A 22,532-nucleotide genomic window follows, 5' to 3' on the forward strand; every position below is an offset into this window, starting at 1 on the left:
CCATGCTCACTCGCCGTGACGAGCCGGCGTAAGCTGTTTGCGGAACCGCTTTCCTATCGCGATTTGGCGGAAGAGCGCAATGCGGCGTAACGCTTGAAAAAATTACCAAGCGAGCGGTTGGCGTACGCCAGAGCTAGCGCTCGACTCAGCTCAGCGAGCGGTTGGCGTACGCCAGAGCTAGCGCTCGACTCAGCTCAGCGAGCGGTTGGCGTACGCCAGAGCTAGCGCTCGACTCTGCCCAGCGAGCGGTTGGCGCATGCCGGCGCCAGCCCTCAAAAGTTGACGCGCGCGCGCCGCCTGCGGCAAAGTGCGCCCCCTGTGAACGGGATTTTGGCGCAAGTGGGTAGCTGGAAATATCACATCAAGATCGCTCTGCTGGCCGCGATGGCGACTTTGGCGGCGGCCTTCGGCAGTTGGTTTCTCGCCACCGGAGGGCAAACGCCGGCCCCGGCCGAGCCGCCGCTCGCCGCCAAGCCGGTGCTGACGACGCCGGTCGTGGTCGACGCGAAATCCGTGCCCAGCCCTCCGGCCGAGGCGCCGGTAGATTTCCAGAAACGCGCGGCGCTGGAATACAAGCTGAAAAAAGCTCCGGAATTTGCGCCTTTTCTGACCAAGCTTCGCGTGCTTTACCCGTCCGACTACGACAGTGCGGTGAAGCTCGCCCTGGCGCAGGGCGTCGAGACGCGTGACGACGCCCCCGACATGTTCGTGGGCCTCGCCGTCCAGACGTTGCGACGCAATCGCGGCCTCATGGGCGCCAAGGCCGGCGCCGCCGCGCTCGACAAGCTGTTCGACGTCCACGAGAAAGTGCTGAAACAACTGGCCGCTACCGATCCCGCGCTCTGCGTCGATTTCCTCAACGGCGCTCCGGCCGACCGTTTCGCCGCCTTCTCCGGCGCCCACCGCGCGCTGATGGCGGAGGAGGCGCTCGCCGGCCTCCAAGCGATCGATGACGGCGCGCACAAGAGGATAGACCGCGAGGCGCCCACCTCCGCGGATTTCGACGAACTCGAAAAGCTGATGGTGTCCAAGGGCGTCGACAAGGCCGGCGTGACCCTTCTGCTCGACGGCAAGACGCCCAACCATCCGATGACGGACGCCCTGCAATGCCAGAACGGCCTCATCTATCTCGACGCGATGAAAGCCCTGCCCGACCAGGAGCGCCTGCGCCTCTACGCCCTGGCGCTGGAAGTCATGGCGCATGAGTGAGCTTGGGCCGCTCGTCGCCGCGATCTGCGATCCGATAGCCCTGAAACAACCGATAGAGGGCGGCCTCCAGGGCTCCTGCGGTTAACCGAACATTGACTTTTGAACGGTTCAAACCGAAGATTCCGGCTCGTCGCCTGAAGTCGCAGGCGCTCGTCGGCGCCGAAGAATAGTTTGTTCGATGAGGCGTTGGCTATGTCGGCTCTCGATTCGGAGGATTACCACGCCGATGGGTCGTGGCTGAAGAAGCGATTGTGGGCGCTCACGAGCAGACCCGAAGCCTGGCCTCTGAGTTCGCGTCTCGGCGCCGCCGCCCTCGTCGTTCTCATCGCGCTGCTGTTGCGCTTCGGCTTGTTCAAAGACCATAGCGGCGACGTTTACCTGACCTTTTTCCCGGCGGTCGCGATCGCAATCATTGTCGGCGGATCGGCCGGCGGGGTGCTGGCCGTCGCGCTTTCTGTCCTGGCGATCGAGCTGTGGGTCAATCCTTACGACCAACTCGGAGAATGGGTGGCTCTCGCCGTCTTCATGATTGGCGCCGCCATCATCGCCCTTGCCCTCCGGCTTGTGCATTACGCGCTCACCATCAACCTGAGCCGCGAATTTCAGCGGCGACGGAATGCGCAATTGAAGGCGATCGTCGACACGGCGCTGGAAGGAATGATCACCTACGACAAGCAGGGCGTCCTCCAATACGCCAATCCCGCGGCGTGCGAGATTTATGGCTACGAGGCTTCCGAATTGGTCGGCCTCAACGTCAAATCATTGATGCCGGACTCCGAAAGCGCCCGGCAGGAGGGCATTATCGTCACCGATCTGGACGCCGACGAGAAAAAAATCATCGGGCGCCGCCGCAGGGTTTTGGGACGGCGCAAGCAAGGCGAAATCGTCCCGACCGAACTGACGGTCAACGAGGCGTCGTTCGGCGACGGGGAAATCCTGTTCGTCGGCATGATGCGCGACCTGAGCGCGCTGGAGCGCGAGAAGGCCCGGGCCGACGCATTGCGCGACAAATTGTTTCACGCCAGCCGGCTCAACGACATGAGCGAGGTGGTGGAGTCGCTGGCGCATGACGTCGCCCAGCCGCTCACGGCAATTGCGAATTTTCTCGCGGCCGCCAGACGCATGCCCGGGGCCGCGGATCTCCGCGGCGCCGACGGCGTGCTCGTCAAGGCCGAAAATCAGGCCAAACGCGCGTCGGACATTCTTGGGCGATTACGCGGCTTTATCGAGAAGCGCTCGCCGGAACGAGCGCCCGAAGATCTGCACCGTCTGATCGAGGCGGCGCTTGGTCTGGCCTATCTTGGCGACGCGGAAAAAGCGCCGCAAATCGAATTGCGCGAGATCGGCGCGGCCATCGATGTCAATGTCGACCGCATTCAAATTCAACAGGTGATCATCAATTTCCTGCGCAACGCGGCGGAGGCGGCCATGGACGCGCTTATACCCAAAATCGTCGTGGAGACTTCGATCGACAATCACGGCCGAATATGCGTGAGCGTGGAGGACAATGGGTCCGGGGTCGATCCGGAGGTCGCCGGAAAACTGTTCGAACCCTTTGTGTCCACAAAAACGTCGGGCATGGGCATTGGCCTGTCCTTGTGCAAATCGATTATCGAAAGCCATGGCGGCGAGATCGGCTACCGCCCGGCCAATCCCCGCGGCTCCGTCTTCTTTTTTGCTTTGCCGATCCTCGCCCAGGAAGGACAGCCACGGTTAAAGGGCGCGTGAGAAGCCGCCTCGCCGCCCGACCGGGCCCTCACGGAATTGCGGTCGTGTTTAAACATTGACTTATAAGTCCCTGAGGTTGAAAATTTATTTTGTTAATTTTCGACGCGGCCTCGTCAGCGTTGCCGTACGATTTTAATTTTCGTGAGCCTTTGCCATGCTGTCGACAGATCCGCAGGGGCGCGGCGCGAATTTGCCCTGGTTGCTCAGGCTCTCGCGGGCGTTCGCCGGCGCTGCTGAGGTCTGGCCTTTGCCCTGGCGCCTTGGCCTTGCCGCGTTCATCGTTCTCGCTGCATTTTTATTGCGGGTCGCCTTTTTCGGAAGCCAACGCGAAGACGCCTTCATAACTTTTTTTCCGGCCGTCGCGCTCGCGTTCGGCGAGGGCGGACTGTTTGGGGGCGCGTTGGCCGCGCTGCTCTCGGTCTTTATCGTCGAACTGTGGATCAATCCTTTCAACGAACCTGTATCGGCTCCAATCCTCTTCCTGATCGGAAGCGCCCTCGTCGCCTATATGATCTGGCTTCTGCGCGATTCGCTCGCCGATCGAATGAGCCGCGACTTTGAACGGAAAGGGAATGCGCGGTTGATGGCGATCGTCGACGCCGCCCTGGAAGGGGTCATCGCCATCGACAAGCAAGGGTTCATCCAACACGTCAATGCCGCGGCGTGCGAAATGTTTGGTTACGAGGCCAGCGAATTGATCGGCCGCAACCTCGCGATGTTGATGCCGGAACCCGACAGCGCCCAACACGACGGTTATATCGCCAATTATTTGCGCACCGGCGAAAAAAAGATCATTGGGCGCCGCCGCACAGTCAATGGGCGGCGCAAGAATGGCGAAATCTTCGCCAAGGAGTTGACGGTCACCGAGACGTCCCTTGGCGACGAAGGTCAACTTTTCGTCGGCATGATGCGCGATCTCAGCGCATTCCAACGCGAGAAGGCCCAGGCGGACGAATTGCGCAACGAGTTGTCTCACGCCAATCGGCTCAATGAGATGGGCGAGGTGGTCGAGACTCTGGCCCATGACTTCGCTCAGCCGCTCACGGCGATCGCCAATTTCCTCGCCGCCGCCAGACGGCTTCCCGGCGCCGCGGAGTTCCATGCGATCGATGACCTGATCGCCAAAGCCGAACAGCATACCCAACGGGCTTCGGACATTCTCGTCCGGTTGCGCGGCTTCATCGAAAAGCATTCGCCCGAGCGCGCCCCCGAAAATTTGCATTGCGTGATCGAGTGCGCGTTGGATTTGGCCTGCCTGGGCGACGGCCACCGGGACGAACGGATCGAATTGCGCGAAATCGACGACAAAATCGTCGTCGATATAGACCTCGTGCTTATCGAACAGGTTCTCGTCAATTTGCTGCGTAATGCGGCCGAGGCGACCAAAGATGCGTCGACGCCAAAAATCGTCATCGAGACGTCGCTGGAAAAGCCGCGCTATGTGCGTGTGAGCGTCTCCGACAATGGATCGGGCGTCGATCCGGAGGCCGCTCCGAAGCTGTTCAAACCTTTCGCGTCGACAAAAAAAAGGGGGATGGGGCTCGGGCTGTCCCTGGCCAAGTCGATCGTCGAACGCCACGGCGGCGAGATCGGCTACCATCCCGCCGATCCGCACGGCGCCGTCTTCTTTTTCACCTTGCCGATCTTCGCGCGGGAGGACGATGACGATCGAAGGACGGGCGAGACGTCCCGCGTCGATTGACCTCGCGGGCTAGGCGCCGCCTTCCTTTCCATCTTCCTGCTCGACCGCCTCGCAGACCGGCCGCTTGCGCCACGAACCGTAACGCCATGGATGCAGGGCGTCGGCGCCCCGCGGCAGGCTCGGCGGAACCGGGTCGAAACCGGAATCGCCTAAAGGATGGCAGCGGCAGATGCGCGCGAACCCCATCCAGCCGCCGCCCCACAGGCCGTGGCGCGCGATCGCATCGTCCATATAGGCCGAGCAGGTCGGCAGATAGCGGCAATTGCGCCCCGCGACGCTCGACAGGGTGACGCGATAGAGCTGAATCAAGCCCCGCGCCAGCAAAGCCGGCGTTTTCGTCAGGACGGAGGCGTTTTTGGGCAAGTCCTGTTCCTCAGCATGAGCCGCCGCACTGTTGCAAGAAAACGACGCCGACCACAACTTTGTTCGGGCAGGCCGAAACGCCTGTTCCCGAGTCTTCGCCGCTGTTACAAATAATGGCAAGATTAGGGGGACATTGTTTTGAAAATCTCATCGCGCGGCCTGTCCATCGCGGCCGCATTCCTCTCCGGCGCCGCCGGTCTCTGCCTGGGCGCGGCCGCTCGCGCGGACGAGTACAATCTGCCGTCCCTGATCACGCCGCCGCCGGGAACGACCGCGGACTGGATCGTCTCGGTTTCGGCCATGGGCGGCGTCGCGCCGAGCTTTCCCGGCGCCAAGACCTATTCCTTCTTCGGCCTCCCCGGCATATCGATCCGCCGCGCCGACCAACCCGAGCGTTTCAGCGCGCCCGACGACAGCCTGAGCCTGACCGTCCTGCATAACGACTGGATCGCCGTCGGCCCGGCCGGGCGTTGGGTCAGCGACCGCAGTATCAAGAACTATCCCGAACTCTTCGGCCTCAATGACGTGAGCGCGTCGATCGAAGTCGGCGGTTTCGTGGAATTGACGCCGGTGTCCTGGGGCCGCATCCGCGCCGAAGTGCGCAAGGCGGTGTCGGGCTACGACGGCTGGGTCGCCATGCTCGGCGGCGACGTCTGGCAGAAATGGGGTCCGCTGACCCTGTCGATCGGCCCGCGCCTCGATTTCGGCAATGACCAATATGCCTCCGCCTTCTTTTCGGTGGACCCCTGGCAGGCGGCGCTCAACCAATGGGCTGGTGGCCGGCTGACGGCCTATAACGCGACCGCCGGGCTGGTGGACGCCGGCTTCACGGTGGCCGCGCGCTACGACCTGTCGCCGGCTTGGCGCATCAGCGCCTATGGCACCTATCAGGCGCTGACCGGCAGCGTCGCCAACAGCCCGGTCACCACCCAGGCCGGCTCGTCCAACCAGTTCGCCGCCGGCGTCGAGATCCGCTATAGCTTCCTGACCAAGGATCTCTACTGGATCCCGAAATTCTAAAATTTCGGCGTCAGCTTTCCGCAAAAAACACGGCCCGGATTTGTCCGGGCCGTGTTTTTTTTGCGCGTTCAGAGGCTGAAATCAGTCGCGCCGCTTCAGATGTTCTTCGAGATAGACCAGCGCGACCTGGCGGTCGTTGTCGTTGGCGACTTTCATGTCCTCGTCGTAAAGGGTCTTGACCCACCCCTGCCCCTTGCCGTTCGCCCCCTCGCGCGCTAGGGTCAGCCACATCAGGCCGCGCGCGCGCTGCACCGGGAGCCCATCGCCCGAGAAAAGCAGATGGCCGAGCAAGGCCTGGGATTCGACATGGCCCTTTTCGGCGGCGAGATAGAGCCAGCGCGCCGCCTGACGATTGTCCTTAATGAGGCCGGCGGCGCCATCCATGTAAAGCCGCGCGAGATTATATTGCGCGTTGGGATCGCCGAACATGGTCGCGGCATAGCGGAACATGCGCATGGCCCGATCGGGGTCCGGCTTGAGATGCGATCCGGGAATGCCCTTGAGCTCGAACGCGCCGACGGCGACGAAGGCGCTGGCGACGACTGATTTTTCGCGCCAGTTCGTGTCATCGTCGGCATATTTGTCGACAATCTGCAGGAAATATTGATAGGCTTTGAAATCGTCGTGCGGCACGCCGTCGCCCGCCGCGTACATCTTGCCGAGTTTCCATTGCGCCAGCGGCTCGCCGCCGGCGGCCGCATATTTGAGCGCCTCGACCGACGAGGCAGCATTGCCGGCGCGGAAGCTCTCAAGCGCCGCTTCCAGCGCCTGGTGGGGATTCTTGAATATGTCGAGGGTCTTGCGCGAGGACGAAGAAGACGCGGCGCCGTCGAAGGCGAAAGCGGCCGCGCCGTTGCACATGGCAAACATGCACGCCAGAAAGATCCGCCCGAACGCCACCATCACTCGCAGTCTCCCGACGCCCGCCCCAAGCGCCTTCGTCCCAAGCGCCAACGTCCTAAGTACTAGCTTCTCCTTTATGGCTGAATCGCGGCGGCGTGTTTTCAAACTTTGGGCTTTCTGAAGTTGAATTCCGGCTGTGGCGCCCAAGCCACAAAATGCGCCAAGGACACAGTTGCGACATCGCCGCCAAAATCTTGATTCGACGAAGTAAAATGAGGATCGCCGAAAAATGGCGCCAAAAAGCCAAGCGTGGGAGTCGCGAAGAATTGAATGCGAAAACCGGCGCGCGATCCGGTCGCGGATCGCGCTGAACCATTCTCCGCCAGGAAAGGAAAATCACCCCAGCAGCTTCAGCGCGGCGGTCATCTTTTCGAGCCGCGCCATCGCCTGATCGCGGCGCTCCTGGTTTTCCTCCACCACTTCTTCCGGAGCGCGGCGCAGGAAATCGGCGTTGCCGAGCTTGGCGTCGATCTTGGCGATTTCCTTTTGCTCCGCGGCGACGCCTTTTTCGAGCCGCGCGCGTTCGACGTCGAAATCGATGACGCCTTCGAGCGGCAGCGCCAGGACGGTTCCGCGGGCGACGACCTGAACCGATTGCGGCGGCGCCTTGCTCATCGCCTCGATCGCGGAAAGCCGCGCCAGCCTTTTGATCGTCTCGGCCCAGCGCTCGGCGCGGCGCGCGTCCGCCTCGGACGCGCCGACCAGAACCAGCGGAATCGCGGCGCCCGCCGGGACGTTCATCTCCGCGCGCACCGAGCGCACTTCGGACACGACCTCGACCAGCCAGCCGATTTCCGTTTCCGCTTCCGAATCCTCAAGTCCGCGCAGATCGGGCCATTGCGCCAGCGCCAGCATGGATTCGCGCGGAAAGTCCTGGCCGCGTATGGCCCAGATCTCCTCGGTAAGGAAGGGCATGAAGGGATGGAGCAATTTGCAGATCTGGTCGAGGACGAAAGCGGTCGTATCGCGTGTTTCGTCCTTGGCCGGGCCGTCCGGCCCCTGCAGCAGCGGCTTGGCCAGCTCCAGATTCCAGTCGCAGAAAATGTTCCAGACGAAGCGATAGGCCGCCTGCGCCGCCTCGTTGAACTTATATTGGACGAGCGCCGTCTCCACCTCGGCCATCGCCCGCGCCGTTTCGCCGACGATCCAGCGGTTGAGGACTTCCTTCACCCGCATCGGATCGAAGCCAATATGGCCCCGGCACTGGTTCATTTCGGCGAAACGCGCGGCGTTCCAGAGCTTGGTCGCGAAATTGCGATAGCCCTCGACGCGCGAGGTCGCGAGCTTGATGTCGCGCCCCTGCGCCGCCATCGCGGCGAGCGTGAAGCGCAAGGCGTCGGCGCCGTAAGTGTCGATGAGATGCAGGGGATCGATGACGTTCCCCTTGGATTTCGACATTTTCGCGCCCTTCTCGTCACGCACCAAAGCGTGGAGATAGACGTCGCGGAACGGGACCTTATGCTGGAAATGCAACCCGAACATCATCATCCGGGCGACCCAGAAAAAGATGATGTCGAAGCCGGTGACGAGAACATCCGTCGGATAGCGCGGGGCGAGGTCGTTCTGCTCCTCCGGCCAGCCGAGCGTCGACATCGGCCACAGGGCCGACGAGAACCAGGTGTCGAGCACGTCCTCGTCGCGTGTCAGCAGGCACGCCGCCTTGTCGGGATCACTGGCGATCGCCTCGGCCTCGGCGTCGCTGTAGATTTCGCGGGTGACGGCGTCCGCCAAAGCGTCGGCCAGCGCCTCCTCCTCGCTCTCGGAGACATAGACCGCGCCCCAGGGCGAATACCAGGCCGGGATCTGATGCCCCCACCACAGCTGGCGCGAGATGCACCAGGGCTGGATGTTCTCCAGCCAGTCGAAAAAGGTCTTTTCCCAGTTCTTGGGGACGAAGCTGGTTTCGCCCGCCCGCACCGCCGCGAGCGCCGGGCCGGCGAGCGCCTTTGCGTCCACATACCATTGGTCTGTCAGCCAGGGCTCGATGACGACTCCGGAACGGTCGCCGTGCGGGACCTGATGCTCGTGGGTCTCGATCGTCGCGATCAGCCCGCGCGCGTCCATGGCGGCGATCACCGCCTTGCGGGCCTCCTCGCGCGACAGGCCGTGAAGGCTTTCGAGGGTTTCCGAAAGGTCGTCGTTCTCGATCACGCCCTGCAGGAAGGCCTCGTTCTCTTTCAGGAGAAGGCGCGCCTCGGCGTCGAGAATATTGACGAGCGGCAGCTGATGGCGGCCGCCAACCTCGAAGTCGTTGAAATCATGGGCCGGGGTGATCTTCACCGCGCCCGAACCTTTTTCGGGGTCGGAATAGGAATCCGCGACGATCGGGATCAGACGCCCGACCAGGGGAAGACGCACGAAACGGCCATGAAGATGGAGATAGCGCTCATCCTCGGGATGGACCGCCACCGCCGTGTCGCCGAGCATGGTCTCGGGCCGCGTCGTCGCCACGACGATGAATTCGTCGGTCGCCGCGCCATTCTCGTCGACGAGCGGATATTTGAAATGCCAGAGCGAACCCTTGACGTTCTGCGAGACGACCTCAATGTCGGAAACCGCCGTCAGCAGCTTGGGGTCCCAGTTGACGAGGCGCTTGTCCTTGTAGATCAGCCCCGCGCGATATAGCTCGACGAAAGCCTTCAGCACCGCCTTCGACGAGCCGGTGTCCATGGTGAAGCGTTCGCGCGACCAGTCGCAGGAGGCGCCGAGACGTTTGAGTTGGTTGACGATGGCGCCGCCCGACTCCGCCTTCCAGGCCCAGACCTTTTCCAGGAACGCCTCGCGGCCGAGGTCGCGGCGGCCGGGCTCGCCGGCGGCGGCAAGCCGCCGTTCGACCACCATCTGGGTCGCGATGCCGGCATGGTCCACGCCCGGCTGCCACAGCACGTTCCTGCCGCGCATGCGCTCGAAGCGGCAGAGAATGTCCTGCAAAGTATTGTTGAGCGCATGGCCCATGTGGAGCGAGCCGGTGACGTTCGGCGGCGGAATGACAATGGTAAAGGGCTTCGCCCCGATCCGCTCCGGACGGTCGGCGCGAAAGGCGCCCGCGACCTCCCATTCGGCCGCGATGCGGCTTTCCACGGCGGCTGGGTCGAACGTCTTTTCCATCATGTGCTGAAAACCGGATTCGTGCGGGAATTTGGCGCAACAAATCCGAGCGCGGCCCGCGAGTCAATGAAGTTGGCGATCCGGGAGGAAAATCCAATACGCCGTTTTGACGACGGCCCGTCTCGACGCCCGCGGACGCCATCCCTCCCCATGTGGGGAGAGCGCCCCGCCGAATGGCGGACGGGTGAGGGTCAGCCCCGCCCGCGCGCGATGCGCTCGATTTCCGCCCGCACCAGACGTTCGACCACGATAGGGAGATTGTCGTCGAGCCAGGACTTGAGCATGGGCCGCAGCATTTCGCGCGCAACCCGCTCGATCATTTCAGGATCGCGCAACATAATGCTTTCCGCCAGCGCCTCGAACGAAGCGCCGATCCGCGCTCCGCTCGCCGGAGACAGCAAAGCGGGCTCTTCCGCCGGAAGCTGCGGCTGGACCGGCGGCGGCGCGGGAATGCGCCGGGCCGCCGGGCGGGAAGGCTCCGACGGCTTTTCCGCGACGGGCGGCGGCGTTGGCTCGGCCGGCGGCGCCGGGGCGGCGGTGCGCGGCGGTGTCGAAGCCGCCTTGAGGCGCGCCTCGGCAAGGTGAGAGACCGGCCCGGCCGGGGCCGGGTCCGGCGTCTCGGTGGCAGGCGCCGGCGCTTTCTCCGGTTCGGCGGCTTCAGCCGGCTTGGGATTTGCCACCGGCTCCGCGGGCTTTGTCGCGGTCGGCTCGGCTTTCGCCGGCTCCTCGGCCCGGGGAGGTTTCTCAGCCGAAGGACGCTCCGGGGACGGCGAAGGCTCCGGGGACGGCGGAGGCTCCGGGGACGGCGGAGGCTCCGGGGACGGCGGAGGCTCGACGACCCGGGGCGGCTCCGCGGCGCGCGGGGGCTCCGGATTTTGGGCCGGCTGGTCGAGCGACGGCCGCAAACCAGGCTCCACCGGCGCGAAATCGCGCAATTTCAGCGACGGCGCCTTGGGCGATTCGAGCGCCGGGCGCGGCGCGGGAGGTCGAAAAGCGGAAACCGGCCCAGGCGGCGGCGCCGGCTCCCCGCCGCGAAACAGCCTCTGGCCAAGGCCCAGGAGCGCGTCGGCCGCCGTCGCCACCGGCGAAGGCGGCGCGGGAGGCGCAACAGGCGGAGGCGGCGCGGGAGGCGCCGGCTCGGCGGCCGCGGCGCGGGCCGGACGGCTCAAGGGCAAGGCGTCGTCGTCGGCGATGATGCGGCGAATCGAGGCCAGAATGTCGTCCATCGACGATTCGCGCGCGGCTGGCTCCGCATTTGAAGGGCTGGATTGGGACGGGCCGTTCTGTACGGTCATGAGTCTGGATGCTCGGAGGCGGACAGCGTTTGGGACGCTCGAATTCGGGGCGAGGGAGCGAGAGTCGCGATCTGTTTAAATTGCTCCGGCGCGCCGGAGCGCGCAAGGCTGGACCGCGCCATCAGCTTCGCCACGCACTGTTTTTTTTTGAGGCGCGGGCAAGAACGGGTTTCCTGCCGAGCTTTCGCCCGCGCAAAAGTTTGCCGGCGCCTGTCAGCGGCCGTCCGGCGTGTTGATGCCGAAGAACCGGTTCTTCGTCGCCTGATAATGCTGCCGAGGGCTGTACTCGATGACACCCAGGCCGAGATTTCGGGCCGAAAGCTCGCCGATGGCGGCCATGACCGCATAGGAGCCGACCACCCGGTCATGCTGGGCCTGCACCAGCTGGACACGCTGCTGGAGCAAAGTCTGCTCGGCGTTGAGCACGTCGAGCGTGGTGCGCTGGCCGACCTTGGCTTCCTCGCGCACGCCGGTCAGCGCGATTTCCGCCGCCTTGACCGCCGCCTCGAAGGACACGATCTGGGCGCGGGCCGCCTCCAGCTCGCCCCAAGCGGCCACCACGCCGGCGCGAATTTGGTTACGCGCGCTTTCGACCACCATCCGCGCCTGGCTCAACTTTTCTTTGGCCTCGCGTATGCCGGCATATTCCGCGCCACCCTGATAGATCGGTACGGTGAGCTGGCCGCCGACCGTGGCGGAAAAGACGTTATACCCCGGGTAACCACTGGAGTCCGTCGAATTCTGCACCATGCCGACCACGCTGAGTTGCGGCGACAGCGCGCCTTCGGCGACCTTGACCGCGTCCTCGGCGACGTCGACCTGATGGAGCGCGCCAATAATTGACGGATGCTGCGAAAGGCCGGTCGCGATCGCGAGATCGAGCGTCCTGGGAAGCAATTTCTCGACCGGTCGGGCCGGCTGCAGACGTTTCGGCTGGACCCCGATCACCTGTCGATAGGCCGCGATGCTCGCCTGGAGCCTGGCTTCGGCGGCTGAGACGTCCGCGGTGCCCGTGGCCAGCGAAGATTCCGCCTGGGCGACGTCGGTGCGGGTCACTTCGCCGACCTGGAAGCGGTCGCGCGTCTGCTGCAGCTGAACCTTGAGCACCTTGACGTTATTGCGGCGCAGGCCAAGCACCGCCGTGTCGCGCAACACGTCCATATAGGCGGTTGCCCCGTTCTGGAGCGTTGTCAATTCGGTCAGGCGCAACTGCTCGCGCGCCGCCAGGACCGAGGATTCCGCGCCGTTGACCCTGTTCGCGGTCTGCATGCCGTCGAACACATTCTCGGTCACCTGCGCCTGGCCGGTAATCGGCAAGGCGGCAAGCTTCTGATTGCTGCCCGTCTGGCCGAACACGTTTTGAACATTCGAGACTTGATAGTTCAGCGTGCCCTGCGCCTGCACCTTGGGCAGCCAGCCGGCCTTGGCCTGGGGGACGGTTTCGTCGGTCGCGCGGACCGAAGCGCGCTGCTGGTTGATGTCCGGGTTGTTCGAATAGGCGCGCGCCAAAGCGTCGGACATGGTCTCGGCGGAAGCCGGACCGGATCCACAGGCAAAGGCCGCCAGCGTCAGGCCGATAAGATATGAACGCCGCAAATTTACAGTCCTCACCAGGCGCCCGGCCGCGCGACAAGAATATCGGCGGCCGGCCTCGCCGCGCGTCTAGGCGGACGGGCGGCAGAATTGAACGAAAACTTAAAGCCGTCAGCTAGAACGTCAACCTAAAGTCTTGGGGCCGATCCCTGGATTCAGGCGATTCGCGCCGGCCACCTATACGATTATTCGGATAGTGAGCCCAAAAAGCCACAGGTCGTCAGCCGCAGCGAGGCGGTCAGAAGACGAATTCCACCGGCTTCGCGAACGCCGCCAGCGCCCCCGCCGATGCGTCGAAGAGCGGGCGCGGAGACGCCTGCCCGGCCACGCGCAGATACAATATGGCCTTGCCGAACTGGGCGCCCGCCTGAGCGGACACGATGCCGATCAGGCGGCCTCCCTCCGCGAGCTGGCCAAACAGGCCGCCGAAGGCGCCCTGGCTCACGCCATCGACGATGATCGCGTCGAAGGGCGCGTCCGCCGACGCCCCGGCGTCCAGAGGTCCCGCGAGCGATTTGGCGTTGGTCAGTCCCAGCGCGGCGAAATTGGCCTGTGCGCGGGCGGCGAAGGTCTCGTCGTCGTCGAGGCTGACGACCGAACCCGCCAGGCCGGCGACCAGAGCAGCCGCATAGCCGGTGGCGCCGGCCACAACCAGGACGCGGTCGTTTTCGCGCAGCCGCGCCTCCTTTAGCAGGCGGGCGAGAACCAGGGGCGCGGTCATTTCGCGCCGGCTCTTGCCGGAGAGGGTGAGGCGCGCGTCGGAATAGGCGAGGCCGGCGAAGGCGGGATCGACGAAGATCTCGCGCGGAACGTCCTTCATCTGGGCTTGAACGCCAAGGTCGGTGACGTCGAAGGTCCGAATCTGGCGTTCGACCATGGTTTCCCGCAGCGCGGCGGAAGAGGCGAATTGCTCGTTCTGCATTTTTCGTCCGTCGAATGTCCGGCGGCCCGTGAAGGCGCCTGCCCTGATCGGCTTTCCGGTTTATAAGCAGAGGCCCCCTTTCTGTCCACATGACGCTGCGCCATAGAAAGTCGGATCGCGCGCGCCGCCGAAATATGGGCGCTGGTAAGAACCGCAAGGTCCCATTAAGATCAAGGATCGCCCACACGCCGAGGTTTCATGGCAGAGAAGATTTTCGAGCTACACCTGATCAAGCCCTCGCATTACGACGACGATGGTTACGTCATTCAGTGGCTGCGCTCCGCGATTCCCTCCAACAGCCTCGCCGCGCTCAATGGAATCGCCGCCGATTGCGCGCGCCGGCAGGCTCTGGGCCCCGACGTCCAGATCAAAATCTTCGCCTATGACGAGACCAATGTCCGCATCAGGCCGGAAAAGATCGCCCAATCCATCGCCCGCGCCGGACAAGGCCTCGCCTGCCTCGTCGGCGTGCAGTCGAATCAGTTTCCCCGGGCGCTGGACATCGCCCGCCGCCTGCGGCAGGGCGGCGCGCCGACTGCGGTCGGCGGCTTCCATGTCTCCGGCTGCCTCGCCATGCTGCCCGACATGCCGGCCGACCTGCGCGAGGCTCAGGCGCTCGGGATCAGCCTGTTCGCCGGCGAGGCGGAAGGCCGGCTCGACGACGTGCTGCGCGACGCTTTCGAGGGCGCGCTGAAGCCGCTTTACAATTTCATGGACGACCTGCCGGGGATCGAGGACGCGCCGACGCCGTTCCTTCCGACCGAGGTCGTCAGCCGCACCACCGGCGCCGTGACAAGCTTCGACGCTGGGCGCGGCTGCCCCTTCCAATGCTCGTTCTGCACCATCATCAATGTGCAGGGCCGCAAGTCGCGCCACCGCTCGGCCGACGACGTCGAGCGGATCATCCGCGACAATCTGGCCCAGGGCGTGCATTCCTTCTTCATCACCGACGACAATTTCGCCCGCAACAAGAATTGGGAGCCGATCTTCGACCGGCTGATCGAATTGCGCGATTCGGGCCTGAATTTCAGCTTCATCATCCAGGTGGACACGCTTTGCCACCGCATCCCCAATTTCATCGCCAAGGCGGCGCGCGCCGGGGTGAAAAGGGTGTTCATCGGGCTGGAGAACATCAATCCCGCCAATCTCGTCGCGGCGAAGAAGAAGCAGAACCGCATCGCCGAATATCGCGTCATGCTGCTCGCCTGGAAGCGCGCGGGCTGCTTCACTTATGCCGGCTATATCCTCGGCTTTCCCGAAGACACGCCGGAATCGATTCGCCGCGACATTGCGATCATCCAGCGCGAACTGCCGCTCGATATGCTGGAATTCTTCTTCCTGACGCCCCTGCCGGGCTCAGAGGATCACCAGCGCCTCCACAAGGCCGGCGTCCCGATGGACCCGGACATGAACAAATACGACCTCGAACATATGGTCACCGCCCATCCGAAAATGAGCCGGGCGGAATGGGAGGCGATCTATCACGAGGCCTGGGCGCTTTATTATTCGCCGCGGCACATGGAGACGATCATGCGTCGGGCGGCGGCGGTCGGGACATCGCCCGGCAAGGCTTTGTTCCTGCTGCTGTGGTTCTGGGCCGCGGTGAATCTCGAAAAAGTCCATCCGCTTCAGGGCGGCTATCTGCGCCTCAAGGTGCGCCGCGACCGCCGCCCCGGGATGAAGCTGGAAAATCCCCTGATCTTCTATCCACGCCTGGTCGCGACCCATATCGGCAACCATGTCCGCATCGGCGCATTGGCGCTGAAATTATGGAAGCTGCGGCGCGAACTGCGCCACGACCCAAAGGCCCGCGACTATATGGATCTGGCGCTGACGACACCGACCGAGGCCGACCTCGACGATCTCGAAATGTTCAACAACAGCGACTCCTCGCGCGCAGCCGGCGACAAAGCCAAGGCCCAGAACGCCAAGGCGCATATCGCCGCCGAATGAGCGGGCCCCGGCGCAGGGCCAGGGCCAGACCGTCAAATATTTACTGTTTCAGCTTCTTGTTGCACTCGCTGTAATAGCCGCCGCCCTTCTGAATCCATTTCAGGCCGGCGTTGCCGCCCGTCGCCTTGTTGGCCTTATACTGGTCGAGGCAGGTGTGCATGATCGCCTTGCCGGCCGTCTGGTTCTTGTAGGCGGGGCTGACGGCGGTCGGGAAGACGGCCGCGCCGGCGGGGGCGGGCATCGCGGCAGGCTTGGCCGGCGCGGCAGGCTTGGCCGGCGCGGCGGTCGTGGCCGGGGCCGCGGGCGCGGCGGCGGGAGCGGCCGCCGGCGTGGCGCCGCCCGCCTTCAGTTCGGCCCGGCATTTCGAGGAAAATTGCAGATAGGTCAGGCCGCCGGTTTGGCCCGCGGCCTTGGCCGACTGCCATTTTGCGGCGCATTCTTTCATCGCCGATTCGGCGTGAGCCGACCCGGCGCCGATCAGGGCGACGGCGCCGGCAAGCATAAGGGCGGAACGGATGGACATGGACGGCTCCCAGAATGCCGGCGGCCAGGTCGCGCGCCGGAGCAAGGCCAAACTCCCGGATTTTCCAGTTTCCGTCAATCGGCGAAAGCGGAAACAGGCTCCGAAAGCCTTGGCTTTCTGGGCCAGAGCGGCTGAACGGGGGCTGAACGGCGCCGCAAGCGAAACCGGGGCCCTCAAGGCCCCGGCGGTTCAGGCTCAGCTGATCTTGGCGGAGATGATCTTGTCCGGGTCCTTGACCGGCTCGCCGCGCTTGATCTTGTCCACATTCTCCATGCCGGAGATGACCTCGCCCCAGACCGTATATTGGCGATCGAGGAAGCGGGCGTCGTTGAAGCAGATGAAGAACTGCGAATTGGCCGAATTAGGATTGGAGGCGCGGGCCATCGAGGCCGTGCCGCGCACATGGGGGGCGGTGTTGAACTCCGCCTTGAGGTCGGGATATTTCGACCCGCCTGTGCCGGTGCCGTGGGGACAGCCGGTCTGGGCCATGAAGCCTTCGATCACGCGATGGAACACGATGCCGTCGTAAAAGCCTTCGTTGACCAGCTTCTTGATGTGGTCGACGTGGTTCGGCGCGAGATCGGGCCGCATGCGGATCACCACCGTTCCCTTGGTGGTTTCCAGCGTCATAAGATTGCCTTCGTCGGACATGGGCTTTCCTCAAAGTTTGCGTGTTAGAGCAGCGTGCGAAAAAGTGGATGCCGGCTTTTCGCAAAAACGCTGCGAAAACAAAGGAATCTAGAGCCAATTGCGATTCGACTGAATCGCAATTGGCTCTAGGGCTTGGACGCGGTTATTTCACGTCCGTTCCGAGTTTCATGCTGATGATCTTGTCGGGGCTTTCGACCTTGCCGTTCTCGGCGGGATCTCCCTTCTTGATCTTGTCGACATTTTGCATGCCGGAGATCACCTCGCCCCAGGCGGTATATTTGCCGTCGAGGAAGGGCGCCGGGCCAAGGCAGATAAAGAATTGCGAATTGGCGGAATCGGGGTCGGAGGCGCGCGCCATGCCGACCGTGCCGCGTACGAACGGCGTCTTGTTGAATTCGGCCGGAATATTCGGCAAATCCGAGCCGCCCATGCCGGTGCCCGTCGGGTCGCCGGTCTGGGCCATGAAGCCCTCGATCACGCGATGGAAGACGATCCCGTCGTAGAAGCCGCGCTTCACCAGGGTCTTGATCTGCGCCACGGTTTTCGGCGCGAGATCGGGCCGCATGCGGATCACCACCATGCCGTCCTTGAGTTGCATGTAAAGCAGGTTGGACTTGTCCTCCTCGGCGCGCGCCGCGCCGGGCGACAGCAGGCCCGGGCCGAGCGACAGGAAGCCCGCGCCGAACGACACGAGGGCGGCGAACTGGCGGCGGCTGAGCGGCCGCGCGGAAATATCGGTCATGAACACTCCTTAGCTTGCGGCCTTGCGGCGAAGGGCTTCGACGACGAGCGGCGGCGCGAAGGCCGAGACATCGCCGCCCATCAGGGCGACCTGGCGGACCAGGGTCGCGGTGATATGGCGCACATTGAGGCCGGCGGGAACGAAAACCGTCTGAACGTCCGGCGCCATCACCCCGTTCATCCCGGCCATCGACATTTCATAGTCGAGATCGGTCCCGTCGCGCAGCCCGCGAATGATGACGCCCGCGCCGACCTCGCGCGCCGCCTCCACCGCGAGGCCGGAAAAGGTGACGACCGACAAGTCGCAATTCCGCGCCGCGGCTTCCGCCGCGCAGACCTGATGGATCATCGAGGCGCGCTCCTGCGCCGTGAACAAAGGCGTCTTGCCGGGATGCAGGCCGATGGCGACGACCAGCCGGTCGCACAGCCCGGAGGCCGCGCGGATCACATCGACATGGCCGTTGGTGACGGGATCGAACGATCCCATGTAGAGCGCGACGCGTTGCATGGCGGAATTGCTACAGAAAGCGACGCCACAGCGCAAGCGCGGCGACCTCGTCCATCGGCGCAGCCCGACCGGACCAGTCGAGGAATTTCTGTTCTAAAGCCGTGATTTCGCCCCCGGCTGTCTTCTCATTTTCAAACGGCCGTGCGAGATTTCCTCAAGAAGGACCCATTGTCGCCCCGGCGCGCGTCGCCGCCGCCGCCGGGCGGAGAAGAGGCTGCGCGAGGAGAGGGAACGTCGATGACCAACGCCGCGAGCGCCCCTGGTCCTGCCGTGCAGGAAGGGGCTTTGGTCAGAACGGCGATCGGCTTCACGGCATGGGCCGAGCGCTGGTTTCCCGACGCCTTCATCTTCGTCGCCATCGCCGTCGTCATCGGCGCCTTGGGCGCGATGGTCAATGGCGCGTCGCCGGAAGCCGTCAGCATCGCCTTCGGCGCCGGATTCTGGAGCCTGATCACCTTCACCATGCAGATGGCCTTCGTCGCGATCGGCGGTTATGTCGTCGCCGCCTCGGCGCCGGCGGCGCGTCTGATCCGCGGCCTCGCGGCATGGCCGAAAACCGGCGTGCAGGCGGTCGGCATGGTGGCCGCGGTCAGCACCACGGCGTCGCTGCTCAACTGGGGCTTGAGCCTGATTTTCAGCGGGCTTCTGGTGCTCGCCCTCGCGCGGCGCCGCGAGCTGCGCATGGATTATCGCGCCGCCGGCGCGGCCGCCTATCTCGGCCTCGGCTCCGTCTGGGCGCTCGGCCTCTCCTCTTCGGCGGCCCAGTTGCAGGCCAATGCGGCAAGCCTGCCCAAGAGCCTGCTGCCGATCACCGGCGTCATCCCCTTCAGCGAAACGATCTTCCTGTGGCAATCGATGACGATCGCGGCGATCGTCATCGTGGTTTCGATCCTGCTCGCGACCTGGTCCGCCCCGGGGCCGGACACCGCCCTGACGGCGGAAGCGATGGGAATCGATGTCGCCAGCGGCGACAAAATCGAAGAACAGCGCCCGACCCAGCCGGGCGAATGGCTCGAATATTCCCCGGTTCTCACGATCCTGCTCGTCCTGCTCGCGGCGGGGTGGATCATTCACGAATTTTCGCGCCAAAGCCCGATGATCGCGATTTCAAACCTGAATACCTATAATTTCCTGTTCATCATGGCCGGCCTGCTGCTGCACTGGCGGCCGAAGCGCTTTCTCAACGCCGTCGTCAAGGCGGTCCCGGCCACCTCCGGCGTGCTGATTCAGTTCCCCTTCTACGGCGCCATCGCGGCCATCCTGACCCAGCCCAAGAACGCCGCCGGCCATTCGGTGGCGGATCAGATCGCCCACGCCTTCGTGAGCCTGACCACCCAGCACGTCTATCCGCTCGCGATCGGAATCTATTCGGCGATCCTGGGCTTCTTCGTTCCCTCGGGCGGCGGCAAATGGCTGCTGGAAGCGCCCTATCTGATGAAGGCCGCAAACGATCTGCATGTGCATCTTGGCTGGGCGGTGCAGGTCTATAATGCGTCGGAGGCGCTGCCCAATCTCATCAATCCGTTCTGGATGCTGCCGCTGCTCGGCGTTCTCGGACTTAGGGCGCGCAATATCGTCGGCTTCACCTTCCTGCAGCTGCTGGTCACGCTGCCGCTGGTGCTGTTCCTGTTGTGGGCCCTCGCCTATACGCTCCCCTACCATCCGCCCGTCGTGCCGAAATAGGGATTCACGTCGCGGCCTGCGCCAACACGGCCCGCCGCCGCGACAGGGAGTCCGCCGCAAGGCTTGCGAAATAGACCAGGGCGGACAATGCGGTGATCCAGAAGCTCGTCGGCCAATCCGTGTAATAGGCCATGGCCAGCCCGCCCCAGGCCTCGGCCAGCGCGAAGATCACCGACAAAGCCACGCCTCGTCCCAATTTGGCGGAAAACCTTTGCGCGGCGGCGGCCGGACCGACCATCAAAGTGAAGACCAGAAGCACGCCAACGATCTGCGCGCATTCGGCCACCGCGATCGCCACGATCATGAGAAAGGCCGTCGCAATGAGGCGCGCCGGCACGCCTTTCGCCTCCGCGAGTTCGGGCTGCAGCGACAGGAACAGGAGGGGCCGGGAAACAAAGGCCAGCGCCCCCAGGCTGACCAGGGCGAGGCCCGCGAGCGTCGTCAAGGCCGAGGGGCTCACGCCGAGCACATTGCCGAACAGCAGCGCCGTCGCCTGGCTGGCGTAAGCGGTATAGAAGTGCAGGAACAGCAGGCCGAAACCGAGTGCGAGCGACAGCATCATGCCGATGGCGACATCGCGTCCGCTGAGCTTTTCGCCGAGCATGCCCATGCCGAAGCCGCCGAGAAGGGTGACGCCCACAAGTCCCCAAAGCGGCGGAACGCCAATAAGAACGGCGCCGGTCGCGCCGGTAAAGCCGACATGGGCCAAAGCGTGACCGGCGAAGGTCTGCCCGCGCAAAACCAGAAAATAGCCGACGATTCCCGACAGCACCGCGACGATGGCGGCGGCGGCGAAGGCCGTCCGCATGAAATCATAAGCGAACATGGAGCCTCTCTCCGCCGGCATGGCCGTGGTCATGGTCGTCGTGACGATGGGCGTCATGCTCCATTTCGATATCGCTGGCCATGACGAAGATGCGCCCGTTGAACCGGGCCACCGTGATTTCCGATCCATAGAGGCGCGAGAGCACCGGGCCGGTGACGACTTCGTCAACCGTGCCGAGCACCGCCTTGCCACGGCCCAGATAGAGCACGCGGTCGATGGCGTTGAGCAAAGCATTGAGCTCGTGCGCGCTGAAAAGCACGGTGAGGCCAAGCTCCTTTTGCAGCTTGCGCACGATTTCGACGACGCTTTTCTGATGCGCGGGGTCGAGGCTGATCAGTGGCTCGTCGAGCAGAAGCAGGCGCGGGTGGCCGAGCAGCGCCTGCGACAGCAGCAGGCGCTGGCGCTCGCCGCCTGACATTTCGGACAGGGGGCGGCGCGCGAGTTCGCTCGCGCCCACCATGTCCAGCGCCCAGTCCACGTCGCGCATTTCCTGCGCGTTGAGCCCCGGCAGGCCCCAACGGCTCCCGCCGGCCGCAAGCGCCACGCAATCGCGGCCGGTGAAACGGAAATTGGCGAGTTCGCCGCGCAATTGCGGCATGTAGCCGACATTCGGGTTGCCCCGCGTCGCCGGCTCCCCCAGCACCTCGATGGCGCCGGACTGAATTGGGATCAATCCCAGGATCGCCCGCATCAAGGTCGTTTTCCCGGAGCCATTGGCGCCAAGGACGCCGATGAACTCGCCCTGCTCGATGGCGAGATCGACGTCGGAAAGAACGACGCGCTCGCCCAGAGCGAGCGTGACCCGATGACAGGAAAGGGCGATCACTGGACAGGCCCCGCCAAAGCCTTGTCGAGGGCGCCGAGTTGCGAAAGCATCCAGGACTGATAGGTCATGCTGGACGGCTCGGTTTCGGTAATGCCGACGACCGGGATCTTTTCATCCTTCGCCAGTTTCACCAGCCGCTGGACCGCCGGCGCGTTCGCCTGAGCGTTGTATAGCATAACCCGCACCTTATGCGTTTTCAGGTCGTTCTCGAAGGCGGCGACGTCGGATACGCTCGGCTCGGTACTGTTCATGACCGCGATCTGGAATTTCTCATTGCGCATCTTCAAGCCCAAGGCCTGCGCCATATAGCCGAAAACCGGCTCGGAGGCCGTCACCGCAGCGCCCTTATATTTCTCTTTCATTTCGGCGATCTTCTTTTCGAGCGGGGCGAGCGAGGCGATGAAGGCGCCCTCCCGCTTCTGGTAGTCGGCTTTATGCGCCGGATCGACCGCCGACAAATCGGCGGTCAGGCGCTGCGCCAGCGCTTTCATCGTCGCGGGCGCATACCAGATATGCGGATTGTCGCCGGCTTTTTTATGGACCAGTTCGGCCACGACGATCACTTTCCGGCCCGGGTGCTTCGCTGCGGACAGGAGCTTTTCCATCCACGGGTCGTAATCGGCGCCGCTGCTGATCGCGATCTTCGCGGCGCTCAGTTCGCGGGCGGTCGAGGGGCTCGCCTCGAAGAGATGGGGGTCCTGATCGGGGTTGGACATGATGCTCGTGACCGTGGCGTCGGGACCGCCGATCTGCCGGGCGACATCGCCATAGAAATTTTCCGCGGCGACGACGGAAACAGGCGCAGCCAACGCCGGCGAGACCGCCAGGCAGACAAAAATCCACGCCGCAGGCAAAAGAGACAAAGATTTCATGGTCGCGGGGCTCCTCGCAACGCGCCGACCGGGAGCATCCAGCCGATTCGCCCGCTTGGTATATTATAACATATTCACACTTGTCGATCATGACGACGGAAGCGAA

General features: G+C 64.1%; 20 protein-coding genes. 6 read left to right on the plus strand and 14 right to left on the minus strand.

Annotated elements, in window-relative coordinates; translation table 11 throughout:
- Positions 1-339: 339 nt before the first annotated feature.
- On the plus strand, positions 340-1,209 hold the full coding sequence (locus K2U94_RS13750; RefSeq protein ID WP_243067751.1) for a hypothetical protein: 870 nt from the start codon (positions 340-342) through the stop codon (positions 1,207-1,209).
- A 192-nt stretch (positions 1,210-1,401) separates the two neighbouring features.
- Positions 1,402-2,937: a two-component system sensor histidine kinase NtrB gene (locus K2U94_RS13755; RefSeq protein ID WP_243067752.1), complete on the plus strand. Its 1,536-nt coding sequence runs from the start codon at positions 1,402-1,404 to the stop codon at positions 2,935-2,937.
- Between the two features lie 295 nt (positions 2,938-3,232).
- Here the strand turns inward: K2U94_RS13755 and K2U94_RS13760 are convergent, their stop codons facing one another.
- Complete coding sequence (locus K2U94_RS13760; RefSeq protein WP_243067753.1) at positions 3,233-3,571, minus strand: hypothetical protein; 339 nt, start codon at positions 3,569-3,571, stop codon at positions 3,233-3,235.
- Between K2U94_RS13760 and K2U94_RS13765 the strand changes: the two genes are divergently transcribed.
- Positions 3,521-4,639, plus strand: coding sequence for a two-component system sensor histidine kinase NtrB (locus K2U94_RS13765; protein ID WP_243067754.1), 1,119 nt, complete (start codon positions 3,521-3,523; stop codon positions 4,637-4,639). The two genes, K2U94_RS13760 and K2U94_RS13765, sit on opposite strands and share 51 nt — an antisense overlap.
- 9 nt (positions 4,640-4,648) lie before the next feature.
- Here K2U94_RS13765 and yidD read toward each other — a convergent pair whose 3' ends face one another.
- Complete coding sequence (yidD, locus tag K2U94_RS13770) at positions 4,649-5,002, minus strand: membrane protein insertion efficiency factor YidD (protein WP_243067755.1); 354 nt, start codon at positions 5,000-5,002, stop codon at positions 4,649-4,651.
- A 138-nt stretch (positions 5,003-5,140) separates the two neighbouring features.
- Between yidD and K2U94_RS13775 the strand changes: the two genes are divergently transcribed.
- Positions 5,141-6,022 (plus strand): MipA/OmpV family protein, encoded by an 882-nt coding sequence (locus K2U94_RS13775; protein ID WP_243067756.1) that lies wholly within the window; start codon positions 5,141-5,143, stop codon positions 6,020-6,022.
- 81 nt (positions 6,023-6,103) lie between these two features.
- On the opposite strand, the gene K2U94_RS13780 is transcribed toward K2U94_RS13775, so the two are convergent.
- The 5 genes from K2U94_RS13780 to K2U94_RS13800 all read right to left on the minus strand — a co-directional run bounded on the left by K2U94_RS13780 (position 6,104) and on the right by K2U94_RS13800 (position 13,843).
- Complete coding sequence (locus K2U94_RS13780; protein ID WP_243068878.1) at positions 6,104-6,925, minus strand: tetratricopeptide repeat protein; 822 nt, start codon at positions 6,923-6,925, stop codon at positions 6,104-6,106.
- Positions 6,926-7,261: 336 nt separating this feature from the next.
- Complete coding sequence (locus K2U94_RS13785; protein WP_243067757.1) at positions 7,262-10,036, minus strand: valine--tRNA ligase; 2,775 nt, start codon at positions 10,034-10,036, stop codon at positions 7,262-7,264.
- 188 nt (positions 10,037-10,224) lie between these two features.
- Positions 10,225-11,259: a PopZ family protein gene (locus tag K2U94_RS20560; protein WP_272884865.1), complete on the minus strand. Its 1,035-nt coding sequence runs from the start codon at positions 11,257-11,259 to the stop codon at positions 10,225-10,227.
- 282 nt (positions 11,260-11,541) lie between these two features.
- A complete protein-coding gene (locus K2U94_RS13795; protein ID WP_243067758.1) occupies positions 11,542-12,924 on the minus strand; it encodes a TolC family outer membrane protein in 1,383 nt (460 codons plus the stop codon).
- 235 nt (positions 12,925-13,159) lie between these two features.
- Positions 13,160-13,843 carry a protein-L-isoaspartate O-methyltransferase family protein gene (locus K2U94_RS13800; RefSeq protein ID WP_243067759.1) on the minus strand — a complete coding sequence of 228 codons (684 nt, stop codon included), beginning with the start codon at positions 13,841-13,843 and terminating at the stop codon, positions 13,160-13,162.
- Positions 13,844-14,041: 198 nt separating this feature from the next.
- On the opposite strand from K2U94_RS13800, the gene K2U94_RS13805 reads away from it, so the two are divergent.
- The gene (locus K2U94_RS13805; protein ID WP_243067760.1) at positions 14,042-15,796 is read left to right on the plus strand and encodes a B12-binding domain-containing radical SAM protein; all 1,755 of its coding nucleotides are present in this window, start codon (positions 14,042-14,044) and stop codon (positions 15,794-15,796) included.
- A gap of 40 nt (positions 15,797-15,836) precedes the next feature.
- Here K2U94_RS13805 and K2U94_RS13810 read toward each other — a convergent pair whose 3' ends face one another.
- From K2U94_RS13810 to coaD, 4 genes are all read right to left on the minus strand, one after another.
- On the minus strand, positions 15,837-16,319 hold the full coding sequence (locus K2U94_RS13810; RefSeq protein ID WP_243067761.1) for a hypothetical protein: 483 nt from the start codon (positions 16,317-16,319) through the stop codon (positions 15,837-15,839).
- 195 nt (positions 16,320-16,514) lie between these two features.
- A complete protein-coding gene (locus K2U94_RS13815) occupies positions 16,515-16,970 on the minus strand; it encodes a peptidylprolyl isomerase (protein ID WP_243067762.1) in 456 nt (151 codons plus the stop codon).
- Between the two features lie 142 nt (positions 16,971-17,112).
- Positions 17,113-17,712, minus strand: coding sequence for a peptidylprolyl isomerase (locus K2U94_RS13820; RefSeq protein WP_243067763.1), 600 nt, complete (start codon positions 17,710-17,712; stop codon positions 17,113-17,115).
- 9 nt (positions 17,713-17,721) lie between these two features.
- Positions 17,722-18,219 (minus strand): pantetheine-phosphate adenylyltransferase, encoded by a 498-nt coding sequence (gene coaD, locus K2U94_RS13825; protein ID WP_243067764.1) that lies wholly within the window; start codon positions 18,217-18,219, stop codon positions 17,722-17,724.
- Between the two features lie 237 nt (positions 18,220-18,456).
- Between coaD and K2U94_RS13830 the strand changes: the two genes are divergently transcribed.
- Positions 18,457-19,902, plus strand: a complete 1,446-nt coding sequence (locus tag K2U94_RS13830; protein ID WP_243067765.1) for a short-chain fatty acid transporter — start codon at positions 18,457-18,459, stop codon at positions 19,900-19,902.
- Between the two features lie 4 nt (positions 19,903-19,906).
- On the opposite strand, the gene K2U94_RS13835 is transcribed toward K2U94_RS13830, so the two are convergent.
- The 3 genes from K2U94_RS13835 to K2U94_RS13845 are packed head-to-tail and all read right to left on the minus strand — an operon-like array spanning position 19,907 to position 22,426.
- A complete protein-coding gene (locus K2U94_RS13835) occupies positions 19,907-20,785 on the minus strand; it encodes a metal ABC transporter permease (protein WP_243067766.1) in 879 nt (292 codons plus the stop codon).
- Entirely contained in the window at positions 20,715-21,554 is an 840-nt protein-coding gene (locus K2U94_RS13840) for a metal ABC transporter ATP-binding protein (protein ID WP_243067767.1), read from the minus strand. The genes K2U94_RS13835 and K2U94_RS13840 overlap by 71 nt, the downstream gene beginning before the upstream one ends.
- Positions 21,551-22,426 (minus strand): metal ABC transporter solute-binding protein, Zn/Mn family, encoded by an 876-nt coding sequence (locus K2U94_RS13845; RefSeq protein WP_243067768.1) that lies wholly within the window; start codon positions 22,424-22,426, stop codon positions 21,551-21,553. The genes K2U94_RS13840 and K2U94_RS13845 overlap by 4 nt, the downstream gene beginning before the upstream one ends.
- Positions 22,427-22,532 lie beyond the last annotated feature (106 nt).

The sequence above is a fragment of the Candidatus Rhodoblastus alkanivorans genome (assembly GCF_022760755.1).
Lineage (GTDB): Bacteria > Pseudomonadota > Alphaproteobacteria > Rhizobiales > Beijerinckiaceae > Rhodoblastus > Rhodoblastus alkanivorans.